This is a genomic window from Couchioplanes caeruleus, from assembly GCF_003751945.1.
Classification (GTDB): domain Bacteria; phylum Actinomycetota; class Actinomycetes; order Mycobacteriales; family Micromonosporaceae; genus Actinoplanes; species Actinoplanes caeruleus.
Genome location: NZ_RJKL01000001.1, coordinates 7335902 through 7355961, shown reverse-complemented (window position 1 = coordinate 7355961; position 20060 = coordinate 7335902). Strand labels below are relative to the sequence as shown.

The window sequence follows — 20060 nt, the reverse complement described above, 5'->3', positions numbered from 1 at the left end:
CATGACCAGCGGCCCGCAGACGATGCTCGTCGTCGAATATCCCTGTGACCGGTTCTGCCGCATCGAGGTCGACCTGACCGGTGAACAGAGCCGGGTCACGTTGCAGCAGCTACGGGAGAAGGCCGATGTGCTACACCAGCACGAACACGAACCACAGCCGGCCGAGGCTGACGCGCCGGTCGTCGATCAGGAGCCGGCGCGACGTCCTGCGGCCACCGTCTTCCTTGCCGCACCTGGACACGGCAAGGACCGCCGACGCTGAACCACCGAGATGCACTTCTGTCGCGGGTCAGGCGCGCGCCTGACGCGCCGTCCTCACTGCAGGGCGACACCCTGTGGCGGCGAGCCTCCTGGGCGCGATACCGGCCCTGCCGACCTCCGTGGCCGCAGACCGTGATCGCGTCCCCAGCGCGACCTGTCCTCGTCCGGAAGCCCGATCAGTACCGCCCCACCGTGTCGTCGGCCATTCGAAGAAGATTGGGCGCCCCGGCGACGCTCACGGACGATCAGAGGGATGAGGGCGAATCGGCACAGGCCCGCTATGCGAACATCACCTGACCGAACTGTGACTGTCGATACTCGACGCAGTGAGCCCGACGTCATCGGTCGTGATTCTCGATCGCCTGCTGGGAGCGTGTGACTTTCTTGATGGAAACAAGATCGTCTCCAGGGTTTCCCGAGCGCTTCTCCCACCGCGAACGGGCCTCATCCGTCGCCGAGTGTCAAGGAGGATGGCGACGGCATCACGGGCCATAGCCTCGGCGTCGGACAGGTCTCGACCCCTCGGTGTACAGGCAATCACGTTGGGCGGCAGGCCGTGAATCTCCACGGCCCACCAGCGGCCGTCGCGGGTGGCGGTAGCCCGGTAGTAGTGCTCGCTCGTGCTTTCCAGCCTTCCGGATGGTCGGGCAGGCGGTGAACTGAGCTGAGGGACCGTCGATATGGCGCGATGAAGGTGTTGCCGCCGATCGCTACTCTCCTCGCTCGGGCTGCCATCTCGTGGTGGTGAGCTGAGGATTCCTGCGAATTACTTCAGCCTCGAGAATGATCTGGTCCTGCCCCTTGGCGGTAAGGCAGGGGTCGCACAGGTACGCCACGAGGTGCCTGTCGCCGGGTGGGTCGTAGACCGTCGACCCGTAGTTGCCCGGGATCGTGACCATCACGCCGTCGCTGGGCCGTGGCGGCTCGTCCGACGTGCCGTTGTCCTGCAGCGTTTCGCCACACACGAGGCACTGCAGGACCGGGACCGAGTCGTGTTCTCCCCGCTGCTGCTCTGCCGCCTGGATCATGTCTTCGACGCTGTCGAACGTGATCCCTCGGCCGGCGTTCAGATCCTCGATGCTGCGGCGCAGCCTTTCGGCGTTGGCCGGACTGCTGAGCAGATAGTCGGTCTCGTCCATCTCGCCACCCCCACGGCGACGTTGGCGTAGCCACTGGGCGTGGGTGGTCAAGAGCTCGGGGGTAATTCGGCGCGGAGGATCGGGATAGTGCTCCAGCCACATCTCCAAGTCGGCACCCCATCCGACCGAAAGCCCGACCTCCTTCGTCGCCGCGCTCAGGCGCTGATGGTAGGCGTGGCGACCGAGGACCGACCTGTTCGCCACCCGCCGCAACGCCTCCACGATGAACGCGTTCGGATCGGGCAGCGTGTCCAGGAACGCGACCAGGTCGTCGTCGATTTCCACCTCCAGTTCGACCATCTCGCGGCCGTCAGCGCCGCGGTAGCGCCGGATCTCCCTGACGGAGGTATCCGGAGGCAACGCACGGACCGCGGTCGAGTGGGCGGCGGCCAGAGCGTTCAGCAGGCCCCGGGCACGGTCGGCGCCGGCTTCAGATTCCCTCAGCATGTCCGCGGCGGCAGCCGCGGCAGCCGTCAGTTGCTCGATGATCTCTCGTGACATGCCGCGGACCGTACGGGTGGGGTACGACAGGAAACCGCCGTTGAGCTGGGCGTATCGCAGTACCTCGTCCGCATGGTCGACGCAGGTCAACCCTCATCGGCAGGTGCGGCTCGAACCAACGGCTACCTGACGGTGACGGGCCTCGGCGGAGAGTCGTTGCGCCGGTGACGGCGGACGCCACGGCAGGATCATCCCGGCGCTCTACCGCCAGGCCGGCGTCCCGGCCGATCCGTCGGTCGTTGTGGTCCATCTCCCGGCGCACGAGTCCACGGGGCCTCTAGCCGGTCGACGATGCCGGTGACCGCGCGTTCTCGACATCCCATCGCGGAATCTCCTGGCGGCCTCAAAGACTCGGCGTTCCTCGTCGCGCGCGCCGAGCGCGGCGCCCAGCCGGTCTGTCCGCTCGTCAACCGCTCTGCGGGAGGTGATCAGGAACGTCTGCCATCGCCTCCGCGGTCGCGGAAGTTGTCATAGCGGCTGGCTATGGTGCGCCTGTGAACCGGATCGATCGCCTCTACGCACTGGTCGAGGAACTTCGGGCCGTGGCTCCCCGGAAGCGCACAGCGACTTGGCTGGCGGCGCGGTTCGAGGTCAGCGTACGCACGGTCGAGCGCGACCTCAGCGCCTTGGCGCAGGCCGGTGTGCCCATCTATGCCGACCGCGGTCGCGGCGGTGGTTACACACTCGACCGCAGCCGGACCCTCCCGCCGATCAACATCACACCCGCCGAAGCCACCGCTGCGGCGATGGCGTTACAGCGGCTGGCCGGCACACCGTTCCACGCCGCGGCCCATTCGCTGTTGGACAAGCTCCTCGCCGTGATGCCCTCCACCGAGGTGGCACATGCCGAGACGCTGGCCCGGCGAGTACAGATCATGGGTGAGCCGGGTAGAACGCCGGTTCCGCGAGCGATCAGCGAGGCGCTGAACTCGGGTCGAGTGCTGCGCCTGAGCTACATCGACCGGCACGGCCGCACAAGCTCGCGCCTGGTGGAACCGGTCGGGTACATCGATCTCGGCGGCGTCTGGTACCTGCGGGCGCACTGCCGCCTGCGTGGCGCTCGACGATTCTTCCGGCTCGACCGAATCGGCGCGGCGACGTCGACCGGCGAGGCGGCCCCACCGGTCGACGTCCATCAGTCACTGCTCGATATCCCGGGCGTCCCAGCCGTGCGGGTCACGCTGGGCGAAGCTGCCCGGTCCGTTACCGGCCGGGCGGCGTGAACACGGCGAAACGGTTGCCCTGCGGGTCTGACAGGTACGCGCACACCACACCCGTCTCCGTCATCACCGGACCCAGGTCGACCCGCCCGCCGAGTCGCCGCGTCTCGTCGCATGTCACTGCCACGTCATCGACCAGCACGACGAAGACGGCGTAGCCCGGAGCGCGACCCTCGGTGTTCAACAAGCCGCCGCGCACTGGGTGTTCGGGCCCGGTGCTGATGTCGCGATAGTCAAAGCCGGCGGACCGACCTCCGGTGAACTGCCAGCCGAAGAGCCCGCCGTAGAACTCCTCAGCGACGTCGGGCTCCGCGCTGCCGATCTCGAACCATCCGATGGCGCCGTGCGGTGGGACAGCTACGGTCATGACTCGTCACTCCTTGGAGAGAGATCGTGGACGAGCCGATCCTCGACCGGTTCACCGACAACCCTATGTCGGTTTATTCCGCAGATTGATATCGGCGGTCCTCGAGCTGTGCCTTCGCCCGGCTCATGAATGACGGGCGTCGGCAGGTACTGCGCCAGTCTCGGTCTGCCGATGAGCGCCCAGGGGTGTACTGCGCTGGTCGCACTCAGGCGGGATCGGCTACGACCCGGTTGCGGCCGCTACGCTTCGCCGCGTACAAGTTCCGGTCCGCCGCGGCGAGCAGGGCCGACGGTGTGCTGCCGCCGTCCGCCACGGTCGTGACGCCGATGCTGGCGGTGACCGGTAGGTCGCCGGTGATCGGGCGCCACGCGTGCTGAGCGATCGAGCGGCGCAGCCGCTCGCAGCGCCGCACCGCCTCGTCGGTGTCGATGCCGGGCAGGACCAGGACGAACTCCTCGCCGCCGAGCCGGGCGACGACGTCGTCCTCCGCCGCCGCGGCGGTGAGAAGCCGGGCGACCTCCTGGAGCACCGCGTCACCGGCCGCGTGCGCAAGCGTGTCGTTGATGCGCTTGAAGTGGTCCAGGTCGACCAGGGCCGCCGACACCGGCAGCCGGTCGGCCGCCGCGCGCACCAGGACTTCCCCGAGCCGATCATCCACGAAACGGCGGTTGTGCAGCCCGGTGAGGGCGTCACGCAGGGCGAGCTCCCGGAAGCGCACACTCTCCCGGCGGGCCTCCTCGATCTCGAAGACCACCTGGAGCGCCCGGGCGCGGGCCTCCCGCTCGGCGGATTGCAGCGCCTGGGTCTCGGAGTGGAACCGCTGGTATTCCTCGTACGCCTCGCGGTACCGGTCGGTGGCCGCGTACAGGCGGGCCTGCTCCTCGCGTACCCGGGCCCGGGCCGCCGCCAGTTGACGTTCGTCGCAGAAACGGGCCGCCCGGTCGAGGGTGGCCTGCGCTGCCGCTACGGCACCGCGCAGTCGCTGGGCCTCCGCGGCGGTCAGCAGACACTCCGCCAGTGCCTTTCCCTCGTCCAGCAGGTCATCCCGGGCACCCTCCAGGACCGGGCGCAGCGTCGCCTCCGCCTCGGCGTACCGCCCCCGGCTGAGCTCGACGCGGGCGATCGTGTCCAGCTCGGTGGCGGCCAGCCTGATCCCGTACGCCCGCATCCGCTCGACTAGCTCCTGCGCCCGGCCGAGATGGCCGTAGCTGTACTCGGTGTAGGCGAGGTTGTTGAGGATCTGGAGGGATAGTTGCGGGTCGTCAAGGGTGCCGGCGACGTCAAGCGCCTCGGTGAAGCGCCGACGAGCCTCGGCCTGCGAGCCGTTGACGTCAAGCATCACGGCCAGCATCGACAGGTGCCTGGCGCGGACCTGCGGTGGCGCGTCCTCACCGGTGTGCGCCACGCACTGCACCGCGTTCCCAAGCGCTTCGCCGGCGTCACCCACGTGGTAGAAGAAGAGCGCGAGCTGGCGGTGGCTGCGCGCGACCAGGTAGGCACCGCCGTGCTCGGTGCTCCACGCGAGCGCCTCGTGTGCGATCCGGCCCGCCGCCGCCATGTCGCCGTCGACGGCAAGGGCGTCGGCCTGGGCCAGCCGGGCGCGGATCACCAGGTCCGGCCGGTCCAGCTCGGCGGCGAGCCGCTCGGCCCGCACCGCCGGCTCGGCGATCTCCCGATACCGGGCGGGAGCGATCGTCTCCATCGTCCGCAGCGCCGCGTCGAGCCGCGCGGCGGCCTGCGGGGCCGTCACGGACAGATCGACCAGGGTGTCGACCGACGGTTCCTCCGCCACGTGAGCCCGCACTGTCGCCTCCTCCGCGTCCACCGATCATCCAACAGCAGAGAAGTCCGCGCACGCGGATGCCCGCATCCCGCACACCCGCCACCGAGAGTTGAACGACCATCGATCTGCATGGCGCGATTCGCTACAGACCTGCTTCGGACGCCGGCCCACCGCGAACGGGCGCTCAAGAGCAGAGGGAACCCCACGAACCTGCGGAACGCCGTCGCAGCTCTGACAATGCCGGCCGTCGGGGCAGCCTCGCCGCGCCAGGCGCGGGCGGTGGGCGACCCGCGCGGCGGATCCACGCGGCGACGGCCCGGTCGCCGGCACCGTGGCGGACGGCCATCGCTCGTTTCGGCATCCCGTACGCAGTCCCGTCGATCCGCTGCGCTGGTGTGCCCACAGCCCCAAGCCTGGTCCGCGGTACGCGACGCGACCTGATCGGGCAACACGTGTCCGCAGCGGGTCAACGCCGCCGGTGCCGGCGGCGGTGCTCGCCGTTCTCGGCCTGCACGTGCTCTCAGACGGGGAGCATAACGGCTGGTAGAGGCGATTTCTCGCCTATGACTGAGCACGTCAGTTGGCGGCAGTGAGCGCGTTAGTTGGCGCTGGGAGGTCGGATTCGCTGAGCTGGGTGTTGCGCACCAGCTAAATGTCAACGCGGGTCCGCGTAGGCCAGCGGCTGGGGGACGGGCTCCTTGTCCCAGGTGCCGGTCAGCGTGGCGCCGGGGCGGGCATTGACGCCGCCGATGCGGCGCACGACAACCAGTTCCACCGTGTCGGTCACGATGATCGTCGGGTCGTCCGGCTCGACCCGGACGATCGCGTTCACCGCCGGCACCTCCCGGTCCGGTACCCCGCTGCCGGTGATGGTCATGCTGGGCTCGCGGCGCCGCAGCTCGCCGTCGGTCTCCAGCATCTCGTCGGCCTGGCCGGTGTCGGCCAGCACGGCGGCGGCCAGCGCCGCGGCGTAGACCGGATCGCCGCATGCGTCGTATACCCAGCGCCGGCCCAGCACGGAGTGCTCGGTGGTGCCGATGAGGAACGCGTCGGCGCCGTCCAGCGGCGCTGCGCGGTAGGTCATCGGCACCTGATAGACCGGCCCGTCACCGACCCCGACCAGCACCGTCTCGATGCCCACCTGACCGGCCGGATCGTCGAACCGGAACGCCGCCACGCGCGCCAGCCCGGCGGCCGACTCCTCCGGGTACCACGGCCTGCCGGGTAACCAGCCGGTCAGCAGCTCGATCTTGGTCGGGGTGAGGTCCGCACGATGCAGGAGAGCCATGCGCTCGATCGTAGGCGCCCGCTCGGCCGAGGTGCTGCCACACCCAAGGCGAGCGACCCTCCTCCTCCACGGAGCCACCGAACTCGTCCGCCGCACCGTCGAGACCGCCGGGTAGCAGAGCGCCGAACGAGCATGAGGTCCCTCTTCGTGTCGGGTGGCGCGGTGCAGGATCGGTGTACCGACACCTCGGCACCCCCGCAACATTCACCGGGCGCAAGCCGTGACATTCAGCTCGCCCGCAATGCGCCAACTACCGCGCCCAACTGCCACCGTCACCGTTGTGACTACAACCGTTAGTTGGCCTTACGTTCTTGGGGCGGGATGGCCGAGCCCTCGTATGGTTGGGCCGCCCAGGGCGTCGGGTGTGGCTTTTAGTTGGCTGCCATCCGTGGCTGCAGTGGCTTGGCCGCCCGGTGCCCCTTGACGACCCGGCCGCCGGATTGGGAAGTGCGACGAGGATCGCTGAGTAAGGCCATGTCGGCGTATATGGCAGGACCTGTACGCGCGATCACCTGGAGCACGATGACCGGGATCTGAGCCGGAATGGACAGCGGCAAGACTCACCACCACTGCGTCGCCATTGACCAGGCCGGGGCGAAACTGCTGTCTCGTCGAGTGCCGAACGGAGAGCCTGAGTTACTCCAGTTCATCCAGGACGTTCTAGCGATGGGCGACCATGTCACCTGGGCCGTCGACATGGCCGGCGGCGAGCCTGGACTCCTCCTCGCTCTGCTGACCAGTCACGATCAAGAGCTGCTCTACATGCCCGGCCGGGTCGTCAACCGGGCCAGCGATGGATACCGCGGCGAGGGCAAGACCGACGCCCGCGACGCCCTGGTGATCGCGGATCAGGCCCGCATCCGCCGCGACTTCAAGCCGATGCGGCCCACCGATGAGGCGACCATCGAGCTGAAGGTCCTCACCGGCCGCCGCACCGACCTCGTCCGCGACCGGACCAGGGCCATCAACCGCTTACGCGGCGCACTGACCGGCATGTTCCCCGCCCTGGATCGGGCACTCGTATTCACCAACGCCGGCCCGCTCCTCCTGCTCGAGGGCTACCAGACCCCGGCCGGTATCCGCCGGATGGGCACCGCCCGGCTGACCCGCTGGCTGCGTGGCAGGGGCGTGCGCAGTCCGCAAGAGCCCGCGGCGACGGCAGTCGGTGCCGCCGAGCAGCAGCACACCACGGTGCCGGGGACCCTTCAGGGTTGCGGATAGCTGAGGGTGTGGCGGAGGCTGGACCGAGCGAGGACACAAAGGACGACTCGTCGACTCGCCGGGTGGATGTCTGTGGAGCGTCGGTTCGAGGTAGTGGCGGGCTGCAAGGTGGTGTGGTCGGCCGGCGAGATCGCCCTGTCCGGTGACATCGATGCGGGCAACGCGGCGGTGATCGGCGAGCTGATCTGTGTGCTGGTGGGCGCGGCGGTCGTGACGGTGGACTGCACCGCGCTGACGTTCCTCGATGCCGCCGGGATGCGCATGCTCCTCCGGGTGGGTGCGGCGGCGGCCGCCAGGGACACGATCCTGCCCCTGCGCTGCTCACCTGCGGTGCTGGAAGTCTTCTACATCTTTCATGCGTGGGACGCTCCCGGCCTGGTGATCGAACCCGGCACGGCAATGAATCAAGACGACTCTGACTGGCCGGGGAGCCCGGAATGAGCGGCATAGTTGATCATCGCAGGCGGGGAAGGTTCCGTCACGGCGTGCTCGTCGTCGACGCCGAGGACACGATCGAGCGGCTGCTCGTGCCCCATCTGCGCCGAGAGATCACCGCCGGGCAGGCGGTGCTGATGGTGGTCGGCTCCGGGACCGCGCAGATCGTGCGGGACCGGCTCGGCCGGGACGCTGACGCCCTGCAATGGACACCCATGGACGGCTTCTACCAGCGACTCGGGTTCACCTACAGCGGCTTCGACCGCTACCTCCACGAGCAACATGCCCGGCGGCAGACGGTCCACGTCGTCGCTGAACCCGATGTGGTCAGCGACCCGCGGGCGCCGGTCGACCGCACCGCCGCCTATCTGAAGTACGAGGCGATGACCAACGAGGTGTACGCCGGCTACGGCTGCCCCATCACCTGCATCTGGCACCGCCAGCACCACCCCGCATCGATCATCGACGACGTCCGCGCAGTGCACGGCCAGGAACGCACCGTCCACGGCGACCGGGACAACCCCACCTACGTGCCACCGGTCGCATACCTGAACGCCCGCGCGCAGGCCTCGATCCCACCGACCCCGCCAGTTACCGACCTTGACCTCACCCTGTGGGATCTCAGCGAGCTAGGCGCCTGCCGCGCCGCCATCACCCGATGGGCGGCCCAGTCCCCCCGCCGCCGTCCGGCACGTCGTCGCCGCGACCAGTGAAGACCTCGATGACTCCCCCTGACGGCGGCAGCCAAAGGCCACCACACGCAGTAGAAACCCTGCCCGAGCGCAGGCACCAACGGCTCGATCACCCCACCGGGCCGTCGTCACCAATCCAAGCCTTGCTCATGGGGAACGAAGCGATGCCGATCTTCACCGCGTGGCCGATCAGCATCGATTCAACAGGCCACGTTCTGGCCGCCGCGGAGAAGGCGCTGGCCGACAACACCTTCGTCGCCCTGCAGACCTTCCTCCTCGAGGGTCACCAGGACACGCGGCTGCAGGACAACGCGCTCAGGGCCCAGCGCACGTGGGACTTCACCGGTGACAAGAAGCCGGACATCCTCGCTGCGGAAGCGGCCACCGGCACCCTCTGTCTCTACCAGGGCAACGGCGACGGCACGTTCCGCGAGGGACGGACCAACATCGGCAGCGGCTGGAACAAGCACACCGCCACTCTCTCGCCCGGTGACCTCACCGGCGACAACTTCGCCGACGTGATGGTGCGCAACGCGGCCGGCGAACTGCGACACATCTAGTCGCGTGCTGATGTGAGCGGGACGCTTCCCCTTCCACCACCCCGGCGCGAAAACTGGGGTGCTCCTGGTCGTTAGCTTGCCAGCCCACCGTCTCGGCTGATGGTCATGAACGTCAACGCATCACCGTGCGGGGGCGATTCACTGGCGGCGGTCCGCCGTGGGCAGTGCGAGCAGCGCAAGAGGTCGATGCACAGTTCGTCGGTCGCGTCGACGACGATTGCTTCGAGGATCATGAGTCGGAGTCGTTCGACGGCGGTACCGTACAGCTCACCGGCCAGTTCGAGGCGGATGGCCGCGTGGCGGTCGTGGTGGGTGGTGGCGGAGAAAGCATGGTGTACCGCCTACCGGTAGCGGTGACGGAGCGGCGGCTTAGGAGTCACAGGTGCCTGACGGGGCATACGGTGATGGGCTGGGAAACGGTTCGCGACAGTGGCCCGGTCAAGGCCCCGGGCGGTGTGAGCCATCCGTCCGGGGACGCCCCCGCCGCGATAGGCGTACGGGACCTCATCGGTCAGGCCAAGGGCATCCTCATGGAACGCCACAAACTCACCGGCGAGCAGGCGTTCGCCGTGCTCGTGCGGGCGAGCCAGAACACCAACACCAAGCTCACCGACGTCGCGACCTACCTGATGGAAAGCGGCGAACTGATCGAACGCACCCGCCGGTAGCGACTGCCGGACGCACAGCGCGAGGGCCACGGCCGACTACCGGCCAGTCGGCATCGAGCGGGTACGGGCAGCCCACATCACGCGCATCCGCGCCCGGCGCTCGTCGTTGTCGCGTCGCATCGCCTGCGCCCGCTCCCGGGCCTGCCGCGCGGCGTGGCGCAGCGCGACGGTGTCCCGCCGGCACGCTCGAAGCGCCGCCCGGTCCGTGTCGATGCGGTCGTGCATGGTACCCATCTCGGCCCGGACCCTGGCCGGCGCTGGTCCAGTGGATGGTGCCGCAGGCGCGGACGAGGACGGCGCCGTTGGTGCGCGACCGCCGCCGTGGCGGTCAAGCTTCGCGGTGTATTCAGCCATGGCTCTGGCCACCCGAGACCGCCAGCGCTTCCGGGAGACCGGTGAGTTGGCCAGCATGGTACATGACCGGCTGAATCACGATGAACCGCCAGCCTCGTCGCGCCAGGTGTGTGCGACACCGCACCGAACGTTGATGCCACTGCGGGGCCATGACCCAGGTATCGACCCGACCGCCCTCAAGCTGGCCACGGCCAGATGACCTCAGTAAGCCCCACTCGGCTCGAGCCCGCGCATCCTCAACGGATACGTTGATCGTGTGGAGGGGTCTGATCCAGATCCGTAGGGAACGGTCCGGCACCGTCGCGTCCGTAAGGGCGGCTAGCCCGGACGGGAACGGGGTCTGTGGATTGCGATGCGCGCACACGAGGTGGCTCCGTCAAGCAACGCCGGTCGCGACCCCTCGCAGCAGAAGGCAAGGACCGAACGCCTCGAGCCTAGCCGCCATGACCGCGCCGTGGCCAGCGACCAGTGCGGACGGACCACATCGGGTGCCACACAGGCACCAACTTGCGCCACGCCATAGACCTGAATACCGGATTGTTGACGATCTGCGGTTCGAACGTGCCCGCGCAGTCGCGTGGCACCTCGATCTCGGCGTGGCCGGTGGAATCGGCAGCGCAGGTTGACCGGTTCTCTGGCGGACGGGTCAGGGCTGGTCGTTGAAGGCGGGCAGCACGCCGGTCAGGTCTAATCGCGGCGCGCGATGCCATGCTCTGCCTGCTCTCCGTTCGACCCGGCTGATAAGTATCCCGTGCGGTGCTATACGCCGTCTGCCTTGGGGTCGTACGGCGCGGGCGCGTCGGTGGCCGGCGGGACGTCCTGCGACGCGTACGGCTGCAGTCCCGCCTCGACGCGTTCCCGTTCGGTCCTGAGCTCCAGTTCGTCGTCATTCGGGTGTAGCGATGCGCCACCGTGTTCGCCTCGGTCGCGCGGCTGTCCTGGTACGTCTGTGTCGATGGGGTCGGTTGTCATGATTCCTCCGTTCCGTCGTCTCCGGAGCCAACTTCGGCCTGATCAGTCCGAGGCATACCCGCCGGGCCTGCAATAACCGCCGCGTGGGACTGGGCTCGGGCCCGGCATGCGCGCCGAGCGGCCGACATCGTCGGACCCGGCCGCCGCCGCTGACCGACATGGCACGGTGACCCGGGCGGCGCCGCCAAGTCGACGTCATGTCTCCTCGCTGCAGGTGTATGCGTGTCCGGGGCACTACCCGGTGCGAGCCGCCGCTCGGTGCTCAGCCGCGTGAGGTGGCGACGCCGAACAGGTCGGTGATTCCGCTCGGTAGCTGCGCTAGCAGGTCGCCGATACCGTCGCACCACAGGTCCACCGTTGCGGCGTCGCTCATCGCAGCGCCCGAGGCCCGGCCTCTACCAGTTGGGGCAGGACCTTGGTGCCGAACACCTCGATGAACTCGGGTTGGTTGGGCCCGACGTTGTGCAGCAGGATCTGGTCGAAGCCTAGACAGAGGCATTCGGCCAGGCGCTCGGCGTGCCAGCCCGGTTCGGCGCCGATCGCCACGGCGCCGGTCAGGTCGTCGGCTTGGATCGCGGTGGTGGCGGCGTCGAAGTACTCGGGCAGCTCCAGTTCCCACGCCAGCGGGTAGTCGACGCCGGCGTGGCGCCACTGTTCCTGGACATGCCCGGCGGCTTGGTCGTCGGTCGGCGCCCACGCCAGGTGGTACTGCAGCCGGACCGGCTTGCCGTCACCGCCGCCTTCACGGAACGCGTCGACGACCCGACGCATCTGCTCGGTCGGCGCGTTGATGGTGATCAGGCCGTCGGCCCAGCCGCCGGCCCAGCGGGCCGTGTCTTCGGAAACGGCGGCGGCCAGCAGCGGCGGCGGATGGTCGGCGGTCGAGTACACCCGGGCGTTGCGCAGCCGTACGTGGCCGTCGTGGTTGACCGTCTCGCCCCGCCACAGTGCCCGGATCACGTCGACACACTCCCGCAGCCGGGCCCGGCGGGTGGCCTTGTCCGGCCACGGATCGCCGGTGACATGTTCGTTGACCCACTCGCCGCTACCGAGGGCGAGCCAGAACCGGCCGGGGTACATCTCGGCAAGTGTGATCGCGGCCTGGGCCAGCACCGTGGGGTGGTAGCGCTGACCGGGTGCACTGACCACCCCGTAGGGCAGCGCGGTCGCCTGCAGCGCGGCGCCTAACCAGGCATAGGAGAAGCCGACGCCGCGCCGGTGCGCGGCGACCCATGGGAACAGATGATCCGAGGACATCGCCGCGGTGAATCCCGCCTGCTCGGCCAAGCCTACCCATCTGAGCAGGTCGCTGGGGGCGAACTGCTCGTGGCTGGCGTGGTAGCCGATCTCGGCCATGTCGACGCTAGTACCCGTCGCTACGCCGGTTATACCGCAGTGAGAAGAACCGCTTACTTACCGGCCACCACGCTGGTGAACTCCGACCGCAGTCCCGGCCGGCGGTGACGTCGGTGCGTCACCGACCGGAAGCGAGCAGCCATGAACCCCACCGCCGGGCGCCCGCGATTTCCGCATCATGTGCCCCGATGAGGTGACCTCGGCGCCCTGAAGCTGTACTCGCCCAGGCAGATGGGGTCGACGACGAATCGGAGAATGTGGGCCTGATCGCTGGCCTCGCACGCCGCGGTCGACAGGTCGCCATGGCCGGCGCGCAGAAGGAACACGGTCTGTCGTTGGCCCTTCGATGCGCGACGTGATCGGCCAAGCCAAGCGCCATTCCGGTGGAACGTCATGAGACCACCGACGATCAGGCGTTGCACCTTGCTGGTCCGGACGAGTCAGCGCGCCAACATCAAGCTCGCCGAGATCGCGGGCTATCTCGGCGGGACCGGCGACCTGCGCATGCCCGCGCGGATGTGGGTGTCGACCGTTTCAGCAGCCGCGTTATCCCCGTCGCCGTCCAGGGCAACGCCGAGAGGTCACTCACCGGCCTTTCCGCCCACGGTTACCCACACACAGGAGGGGCGTTTACCCCGCCCACCTGGGATAAACGATTGAACCTCGGTTGCAGGGGTACGCCGAGAGTTTCACACCTGAATGAAGGAGAAGACGATGTCCGGCAAGCGACCCGGCAGCAAGGGGTACGACATCCAGCGCGCCCGGCTGCGCAAGGACCTGGAGAACTCCGGCCAGGCCAACGACTCCGGCGCCGACGAACGCGCCAACGAGATCCTGCAAGACGAGCGCGGCCGGAAAGGAGTGCTCCGCAGCCGTCGTGGACTCGGGCCGAAGGGTGAGCGTGAGACTTCCGCCTCCGCCTCCGCCTCCGCCTCGCCGAGGCGCTAGTCACCGCGGATAGTCCGTACCCGCCTGGCAAAGGTAGGTCGACCTGCCGAATCAGGAGTAAAGGTGATGACTACCGACTGGAACGCGCCTGGGAACCCCCTTGACCAGCCGCCGGAGGCCGACGCGATGGAACAGCAGCGATCCGTCGTCGAGGACGTGCAGCAGGACCACATGCCCGACAGTCCCCCGCTGGATGCCAACGTCGCGGACCTTGCCGAGCAGCACGCCGCCGTGCCCGGCGATCAGGAGCGGCCGCCTGCCTCCTTGCCCACGAACGCCAACGCCGCCGACGCTCTTGAGCAGCGTCAGCTCGTTCCCGTCGACGACGAGGATCACCGTCGGTGACGGACCGCCCGTGACCCATCGACATCGGCCGCAGCATCAGTCGGCGTTCTGCTGCTTCCGTCGCTGCTTGCCGTGGGACTGCCCGGACTGCAGCGCGCTCGGCGGCGACCGTGCCGGCCAGGTCCTCCTCGGTCAGGCCGAGGTAGTGCAGCAGGGTCTCCTCGAAGACCGGCGGGCCGTCCTCGGCAATCGCGCCGACGCCGAGTTCCGGCCGGCCGGGGGCGCCGATCTTGCGCGCGATGACCATGTCTAGCTCGGCGACGAGTCGTTCGGCGACCGGGACGGCCACCGACACGCCGCCGCTCGGCAGGCCAGCAACAGGGGCCGATCCGTCGTCTCGGCGGCGGGAATCTGCGAGGCGACCTGGTCGGCGAGCGATCGGTCTGCACCTCGACCACGACGCCATCACCGAACGACTGCACTCATGCCTGCTCACCGACGCCGAACTCGCCGACGGCTTCGACGCCTGGCGCCGCCTGCCCGACCCGTTCGCCGGCTGCTTCCCGCTGACCGACGACATTGCCACCCCCGAGGAGGACACACCTTCGAAACCCGGCATCCACCCTGACTACCGGCCCGTCGTCTACCGCGACCGCAGTGCCGACCATGACAATGGTGAGCGGCCCCCTTTTCCGCTGCTCACGGCGCCCTGATCGAGCGAGCCGGGCCGGGTTGGCGGGTTTCAGCGCCGGGTGATTCCCGTTGCTGTTCGGGTGCATCTTCCTCATGTCAGTGCCCACGGTGCCGATAGCGAGGTAATGCACAGTCGGCTGGTGGGGGTATTCGGCTGGGCCGGTCCGGGACGAGCCGGCGGCCTGGCCGTCACGGTATGCATGGCAGCGGTCACGGCCGTCGCCGCCACAGGAGCACCACCGGCACCGTGGGGCGTCCCATTGACTGCGTCGCACCACAAAATGGGGTGGGCGCAGGACATTTCTTCCGCAGCCGCGCGGCGCCACGCCTGGACCAAACGAGTTATCGCATCAGCCGGGCCGGGCGGCCTTTGGTCGCGTTTGACGGCAGCTCCCGCAAACACTGGTGACTTGGCGGCAGTTCTTACCACCGCGTCCACCGATACGAGGCTTGGTCGAGCTGCTTCTGCACGACAGCGAACATATCGTCCTTGATGGGTGGTCTGGGCAGATAGTCGCCGCACTCCGCGGGCTGCCCGCTTGGACCAACGGCGGACGCCGTGGCGCCCGAGGCGGATGCCTTACCCCAGCCATGGTGGCGGACATCGGTGGATGCCATGGCCACGATCCAGATCACCGCCCGGTAAGCCGCTGGCTTGAACCTGGTCGGCCCGGGGATCGGTCATGATGTCGAGGACGCCGGTGATCTGCAAGATCCGGCGTACCCGCGCAGCGGGGTTGATCAGGATGAACCGGCAGCCTATGTGGTTGGCGGTGTTGCGGGCGGCAACCAGCGCACTGATCACGGTGGAGTCGATGAAGCGGACGCGGCCAACGTCGACGGTAACGATCTCTGCGGTTCGTACCGCGTCGTTCAGCAGCTCTTGCATCATCAACAGGACAGTGAGCAGGATGTTGGCTACCCGGGCGGTCGCGGTGTGCGCGGTCGGCGCGAACCTCGTCACGGCAAACCCAGCCGCGGCGGCGCCCCTGTGCATTGAGCTGCTTGAACGAGTCGACCTCGGGAAGCGGGACCAGGTGGTTGCAGCGGAACCAACCGATTTGCCCTCGACCCCGCCCTTCTCGCGGGCACCCTGCAAACCGGGCTGGCAGTAGAACGGATCGACCGAGAAGTGCGATCGAAACGCCGTCCACCGGATCGTTTCGACCCGCTGCCGGGAAGAAGCCGAGGACCTGCGCGACCGCGGCCCGCAGATTGTCGAAGCGGATCTTGCCGGTCGGGACACCTCTGATATGCGGGTCTGGATGTCAAGCCCAAGGAATCCGCTGCGGCGTCGCGTGGGCATGGTGCAGGATGGCCGCCGTGATGCTGACCTTCCCGTGCGTCTGCTGCGGGCATCTGACCATGGTCGAGCCGCCCGGCTCGTATGACATCTGCCCGGTGTGTTTCTGGGAGGACGATCAGGTGCAACTGCGCTGGCCCGACTGGGCCGGCGGCGCGAACCGGCCGTCATTGATCGAGGCCCAGGCCAACTTCAAGGCATTCGGAGCATGTGAGGAGCGGTCTGTCGCCCAGGTTCGGCCGCCTCGTGATGACGAGCCGCTGGATCCGAACTGGCGCCCCATCGACCTCGAGCGGGACCACTTCGAGCGCCGAGGCAACCAAGAAGCACCGTGGCCTGACGACCGCACTGTCCTGTATTGGTGGCGATACCGCGACGCCGGATTCTGGCGTCGCGGCGGTTGAGGCTCGTCAGCTGGCTTGTTCGTCGAGTCGGGTCAGGAGTCCGTCGAAGATCTGCTCGCGGGCGACCTGTCCCTTCGCTGCCGCGTCATTTCGCTGTCGTTCGAGGGTGGGCCGGAACTCGATGGTCGTGACGAAGAAGGTGCAGGACTCGCAGATCGACTCGAAGTGGCAGTCCATCTCGACGGGGCGAGCGCAGTAGCCGTTACCGAGCATCCGGCGGTGCATCTCGCGGCGGAGTTTGCCCATCTCGGAGCCCTCGGCTTCGGCGGGCAGCCGGCGCGGGGCGTCGTAGAGCGCCTCTACCTTCTCCGAGACCGCGAAGTACTCGTCCGCGACAGTCCGGTCGGCGATCCGCGCGTAAACACGGGTCACGGACAACGATCGGTGGCCAAGCAGCGCGGCGATGGCTTCCAACGACATCCCCCGGTTGATCGCCTGGGTGGCCAGGGTATGCCGGAGCTGGTGGGGAGTGACTCGGCCGAGTCCGGCCTGTTCGGCGGCCTTGCGGACCGCAGCTTCGATGCGGGAGGCGTTGACCGGGCGGCCGTGGTCGGTGAACAACAGGTTCGACCGCAGACCCTCTGGCCGGCGCAATTGCCAATCGTCGAGCAGGGTCTTCAGCTGTGGGTGCAGGGGAACGTAGCGGTCGGTGTGCATCTTGCCAACTGGAACCCGCAGCCAGTAGGCGGAGCCGATCTGGACCACCGCGTCGATGGTCAGGCCGAGCATTTCGCTGCGGCGCATCTCGGCGTGACCGGCCACGGGCGGGTTGATGCTCATGGGATTCCTTTGTGAGGGCAGGGGGAAGCACGCCGGGAGCCGACCGGCTCCGGCGTTGTCCGGGGGGGTTAGCGGCGGCTGGCTTCGACGACGACGTCGTGGATGGAAACCGGGTGGCCGTCAGGGCCGATCAGGTTTCGGTGCGATTCCTCGGCGGTCACGACGTCCCACACGCTCGGATCGAGGCGGGTCGTGATGTCGGCTGCTGTCACCGTTGCCGCGGCGGGCGGCTCGGTCCCGCCGTGCCCGTGTCCGTGTCCGTGCCCGGAGGTGGCATTTTGATCGTGGTGGTGGAGATGGCCGACGATGAGGAGCGTGCCCTTGGAGGCGACCCAGGACGCGATGCGCTCGTAGAAGTCCAGCTTGGGCATCGCGGGATGCGCATAGTGTGTGGTGACCAGGTCGTACCGGGCGTTCGGCTCCCACCGGGACAGGTCTGCCTCGACCCAGGCCACCTTCGCGTCGACGCCGGCAGCGGTGGCGCGCTCGGCCGCGTGGGTGAGCGCTGCGGCGGCGATATCGGCGGCGGTGACCTGCCAGCCTCGGGTGGCGAGCCAGATCGCCTCGGCTCCGGCACCGCAGCCCGCTTCCAGGGCCGTCCCGGGTGCCAGGTCGCCTACCTCGCGCACCAGATGCGGGTTGGGCTGTCCGGCAGCCATGGCCGCGACCCGGTCGCTCTGCCAGATCTGGTCCCAGTACGGCTTGTCGAACGCGTGCGTCATCGAACGTCTCCCTCATCGCCGGCCGCGGTGGCACGTGCTGCCACGGCACGGTCCAGGTCTTCCCTGCTCAAGTCGGCGTTGATGTGCTGGCCGGCACGGGCACCCTCGGCGATCGCACCACTGACCTGCGCGGAGATGTCGGAGGCGTTACCGGCGGCCCAGACGCCCGGGATCGCGGTCTTGCCGAACGCGTCGGACTCGATGAACGCCCCGGCCGGGTGCAGGACCGGCTCGATGCCGATCCCGGCGAAGGGTGCCGTGCGGGCGACCATCCGCGTGGCCACGACGACCGCGTCGACCGCGACGATCTGCCCGTCCTCCAGCCGCACACCGCTGACCCGGTCGCCGGCGATCTCCAGGCGTGAGATGCCGCCGTCGACCACCGCGACGCCGAGCGCCTCCAGCTCGGCGAGCTGTTGCGGCTCGAGTCGATGGCCCCCGGCGAACAGCACCACGTCGGCGCTCCACTGACGGAACATCAACGCCTTGTGCACAGCCATCGGCTCGGTGACCAGCACTCCGATCCGGCGGTCACGAACCTCCCAGCCATGGCAGTACGGACAATGCAGGACGCCATGTCCCCACTGCTCGCGAACTCCGGGAATGTCCGGCAGCTCGTCGACGAGACCGGTGGCGATCAGCAGCCGGCGACCCTGCAGGACCGCGCCGTCACGCAGCACGACCAGGAGTCCGTACGAGGTGCACGAGACGTCGACCACCTCGCCCGCGACGATCTCACCGCCATACCCGAGGACTTCCTCGCGCCCCCGGGCCAGTAACTCCGAAGGCTTCACCCCCTCCAAGGCCAGAAGCCCGTGCACGCCGTCGGCCGGGGCGTTCCTCGGCTCGCCCGCGTCGACCACGGTCACCGTGCGACGTGCCCGAGTCAACGTCACGGCGGCACTGAGCCCGGCCGGGCCGCCTCCCACGATCACCACATCGCGGATCTCACTCGCCTGACCTGCCACTGGCCAACCTCTCGTCAAAAGCACAGTTACCTTCGGCACCTGGCTGAGCGAGCATGCGGAACTAGCCAGACATGTGGCAAAGACTTTTGCCGAATGGAAAAATGGCGGCATGGAACACCCGACCAAACACACCCTCGACGCCGTAGGACCACGACTCAAGCATCTGCGCCAACGACGCGACATCACCCTCAGCGACCTCGCGGACCAGACCGGCATCTCGATCAGCACGCTGTCACGGCTCGAAGCCGGCCTCCGGCGGCCCACCCTCGAACAGCTGCTACCGCTGGCCCGCGCGCACGGTGTCACCCTCGACGAACTCGTCGACGCACCGCAGACCGGCGACCCCCGCATCAACATGCGCCCCATACCGACCACCGACGGCAGGACCATCGTGCCCCTGACCCGCCGGCCCGGCGGCATCCAGGCCTACAAGTTCATCCTGCCCGCCGGACACGACGACGACGAACCTCGCCTACGCACCCACGAAGGCTACGACTGGGCCTTCGTCCTCAGCGGCAAACTCCGCCTCGTCCTCGGACGGCACGACCTCATCCTCGGCCCCGGCGAGGCCGCCGAGTTCGATACCCGGACCCCGCACTGGTTCGGAGCCACCAGCGCAGGACCCGTCGAGTTCCTCAGCCTCGTCGGCAAACAGGGCGAACGCGCACACGTCCGCACAGCCGCAACCGCAGCACCACGCCAATGAGATACCGCCCGACACTCACGACGACGAATAGACGTGGTCACGGTCGCCGCGCTCGGCGATCAACAGTCCGGCGAAGTCCGCGCCAGGTCGTCCGGCCACGAGGGCGCCGTCGGCGAGCGTCCTGAGCTCCCCTGAGGCGTGAGTACGCGCTACGGCGGGCCGACCGCGACGTACACCGCAGAAGCGGGCACGCCTTCCGTTGCGGTCACTCAACCTTCTCCTCACCTGACCGAGGTGGGACCCGAAGTCGCGCCTACTAAAATCGCGCCAACGCGGGTGGTCTCCGAACTCGTGGCGCAGTGGGACCCCAAGTCGCGCCCAAAGCCACTCTGCCGACGCCGGTGTCGACGTGAGCGACGACCTCGGCGTCGATCTCGTGCGGTTGCTGTAGGGATGCTGTTGAGGGCACACTCGGTAGCCGCGGCCGCACCCAG

Annotated in this window: 24 protein-coding genes; 13 read left to right on the top strand and 11 right to left on the bottom strand. The window is 68.5% G+C overall.

Annotated features, from left to right (window positions below):
* Window position 1 precedes the first annotated feature (1 nt).
* Window positions 2–262 carry a hypothetical protein gene (locus EDD30_RS33200; protein WP_071808392.1) on the top strand — a complete coding sequence of 87 codons (261 nt, stop codon included), beginning with the start codon at window positions 2–4 and terminating at the stop codon, window positions 260–262.
* Between the two features lie 709 nt (window positions 263–971).
* Here EDD30_RS33200 and EDD30_RS40105 read toward each other — a convergent pair.
* Complete coding sequence (locus EDD30_RS40105) at window positions 972–1991, bottom strand: type II toxin-antitoxin system Phd/YefM family antitoxin (protein WP_071808391.1); 1020 nt, start codon at window positions 1989–1991, stop codon at window positions 972–974.
* Window positions 1992–2395: 404 nt separating this feature from the next.
* On the opposite strand from EDD30_RS40105, the gene EDD30_RS33190 reads away from it, so the two are divergent.
* Window positions 2396–3124, top strand: coding sequence for a helix-turn-helix transcriptional regulator (locus EDD30_RS33190; protein ID WP_071808390.1), 729 nt, complete (start codon window positions 2396–2398; stop codon window positions 3122–3124).
* Here the strand turns inward: EDD30_RS33190 and EDD30_RS33185 are convergent.
* The 3 genes from EDD30_RS33185 to EDD30_RS33175 form a co-directional block, all read right to left on the bottom strand.
* On the bottom strand, window positions 3105–3488 hold the full coding sequence (locus EDD30_RS33185; protein WP_071808389.1) for a VOC family protein: 384 nt from the start codon (window positions 3486–3488) through the stop codon (window positions 3105–3107). The genes EDD30_RS33190 and EDD30_RS33185 overlap by 20 nt on opposite strands.
* Window positions 3489–3693: 205 nt before the next feature.
* Window positions 3694–5292 carry a GGDEF domain-containing protein gene (locus tag EDD30_RS33180; RefSeq protein ID WP_244945487.1) on the bottom strand — a complete coding sequence of 533 codons (1599 nt, stop codon included), beginning with the start codon at window positions 5290–5292 and terminating at the stop codon, window positions 3694–3696.
* 634 nt (window positions 5293–5926) lie between these two features.
* Complete coding sequence (locus EDD30_RS33175) at window positions 5927–6559, bottom strand: CG0192-related protein (protein ID WP_071808388.1); 633 nt, start codon at window positions 6557–6559, stop codon at window positions 5927–5929.
* A 543-nt stretch (window positions 6560–7102) separates the two neighbouring features.
* Between EDD30_RS33175 and EDD30_RS33170 the strand changes: the two genes are divergently transcribed.
* From EDD30_RS33170 to EDD30_RS40100, 5 genes are all read left to right on the top strand, one after another.
* Window positions 7103–7780, top strand: a complete 678-nt coding sequence (locus EDD30_RS33170) for an IS110 family transposase (RefSeq protein ID WP_071808387.1) — start codon at window positions 7103–7105, stop codon at window positions 7778–7780.
* A gap of 72 nt (window positions 7781–7852) precedes the next feature.
* A complete protein-coding gene (locus tag EDD30_RS33165) occupies window positions 7853–8221 on the top strand; it encodes an STAS domain-containing protein (RefSeq protein WP_071808386.1) in 369 nt (122 codons plus the stop codon).
* Window positions 8222–8265: 44 nt separating this feature from the next.
* On the top strand, window positions 8266–8928 hold the full coding sequence (locus EDD30_RS33160) for an MEDS domain-containing protein (RefSeq protein WP_071808385.1): 663 nt from the start codon (window positions 8266–8268) through the stop codon (window positions 8926–8928).
* Between the two features lie 143 nt (window positions 8929–9071).
* Entirely contained in the window at window positions 9072–9467 is a 396-nt protein-coding gene (locus EDD30_RS33155; RefSeq protein ID WP_071808384.1) for an FG-GAP repeat domain-containing protein, read from the top strand.
* Between the two features lie 125 nt (window positions 9468–9592).
* A complete protein-coding gene (locus EDD30_RS40100; RefSeq protein WP_211277961.1) occupies window positions 9593–10135 on the top strand; it encodes an ANTAR domain-containing protein in 543 nt (180 codons plus the stop codon).
* A 36-nt stretch (window positions 10136–10171) separates the two neighbouring features.
* Here the strand turns inward: EDD30_RS40100 and EDD30_RS33145 are convergent, their stop codons facing one another.
* From EDD30_RS33145 to EDD30_RS33135, 3 genes are all read right to left on the bottom strand, one after another.
* A complete protein-coding gene (locus tag EDD30_RS33145) occupies window positions 10172–10360 on the bottom strand; it encodes a hypothetical protein (RefSeq protein ID WP_143162940.1) in 189 nt (62 codons plus the stop codon).
* 888 nt (window positions 10361–11248) lie between these two features.
* Window positions 11249–11461: a hypothetical protein gene (locus tag EDD30_RS33140; RefSeq protein WP_071808381.1), complete on the bottom strand. Its 213-nt coding sequence runs from the start codon at window positions 11459–11461 to the stop codon at window positions 11249–11251.
* A 369-nt stretch (window positions 11462–11830) separates the two neighbouring features.
* Complete coding sequence (locus EDD30_RS33135; protein WP_071808380.1) at window positions 11831–12817, bottom strand: TIGR03885 family FMN-dependent LLM class oxidoreductase; 987 nt, start codon at window positions 12815–12817, stop codon at window positions 11831–11833.
* Window positions 12818–13531: 714 nt separating this feature from the next.
* Between EDD30_RS33135 and EDD30_RS33130 the strand changes: the two genes are divergently transcribed.
* The 4 genes from EDD30_RS33130 to EDD30_RS42190 all read left to right on the top strand — a co-directional run bounded on the left by EDD30_RS33130 (window position 13532) and on the right by EDD30_RS42190 (window position 14763).
* Complete coding sequence (locus EDD30_RS33130; RefSeq protein ID WP_071808446.1) at window positions 13532–13765, top strand: phosphatidylethanolamine-binding protein; 234 nt, start codon at window positions 13532–13534, stop codon at window positions 13763–13765.
* A gap of 66 nt (window positions 13766–13831) precedes the next feature.
* Window positions 13832–14110, top strand: a complete 279-nt coding sequence (locus tag EDD30_RS33125; RefSeq protein ID WP_123678897.1) for a hypothetical protein — start codon at window positions 13832–13834, stop codon at window positions 14108–14110.
* A 10-nt stretch (window positions 14111–14120) separates the two neighbouring features.
* The gene (locus tag EDD30_RS33120; RefSeq protein WP_123678651.1) at window positions 14121–14363 is read left to right on the top strand and encodes a hypothetical protein; all 243 of its coding nucleotides are present in this window, start codon (window positions 14121–14123) and stop codon (window positions 14361–14363) included.
* Window positions 14350–14763, top strand: a complete 414-nt coding sequence (locus EDD30_RS42190) for a hypothetical protein (protein WP_143162939.1) — start codon at window positions 14350–14352, stop codon at window positions 14761–14763. Before EDD30_RS33120 ends, EDD30_RS42190 begins: the two co-directional genes overlap by 14 nt.
* Window positions 14764–15323: 560 nt before the next feature.
* On the opposite strand, the gene EDD30_RS33110 is transcribed toward EDD30_RS42190, so the two are convergent.
* Window positions 15324–15707 carry an STAS domain-containing protein gene (locus EDD30_RS33110; RefSeq protein WP_071808378.1) on the bottom strand — a complete coding sequence of 128 codons (384 nt, stop codon included), beginning with the start codon at window positions 15705–15707 and terminating at the stop codon, window positions 15324–15326.
* Window positions 15708–16069: 362 nt separating this feature from the next.
* Between EDD30_RS33110 and EDD30_RS33100 the strand changes: the two genes are divergently transcribed.
* Window positions 16070–16450: a CPCC family cysteine-rich protein gene (locus tag EDD30_RS33100; protein WP_071808444.1), complete on the top strand. Its 381-nt coding sequence runs from the start codon at window positions 16070–16072 to the stop codon at window positions 16448–16450.
* A gap of 6 nt (window positions 16451–16456) precedes the next feature.
* Here EDD30_RS33100 and EDD30_RS33095 read toward each other — a convergent pair whose 3' ends face one another.
* From EDD30_RS33095 to EDD30_RS33085, 3 genes are all read right to left on the bottom strand, one after another.
* The gene (locus EDD30_RS33095) at window positions 16457–17194 is read right to left on the bottom strand and encodes a tyrosine-type recombinase/integrase (RefSeq protein WP_280526230.1); all 738 of its coding nucleotides are present in this window, start codon (window positions 17192–17194) and stop codon (window positions 16457–16459) included.
* Window positions 17195–17298: 104 nt separating this feature from the next.
* Entirely contained in the window at window positions 17299–17952 is a 654-nt protein-coding gene (locus tag EDD30_RS33090; RefSeq protein WP_071808377.1) for a class I SAM-dependent methyltransferase, read from the bottom strand.
* Window positions 17949–18920, bottom strand: coding sequence for an NAD(P)/FAD-dependent oxidoreductase (locus EDD30_RS33085; protein WP_071808376.1), 972 nt, complete (start codon window positions 18918–18920; stop codon window positions 17949–17951). Before EDD30_RS33085 ends, EDD30_RS33090 begins: the two co-directional genes overlap by 4 nt.
* A gap of 109 nt (window positions 18921–19029) precedes the next feature.
* On the opposite strand from EDD30_RS33085, the gene EDD30_RS33080 reads away from it, so the two are divergent.
* Entirely contained in the window at window positions 19030–19626 is a 597-nt protein-coding gene (locus EDD30_RS33080) for a helix-turn-helix domain-containing protein (protein WP_071808375.1), read from the top strand.
* The last annotated feature ends 434 nt before the right edge of the window (window positions 19627–20060 follow it).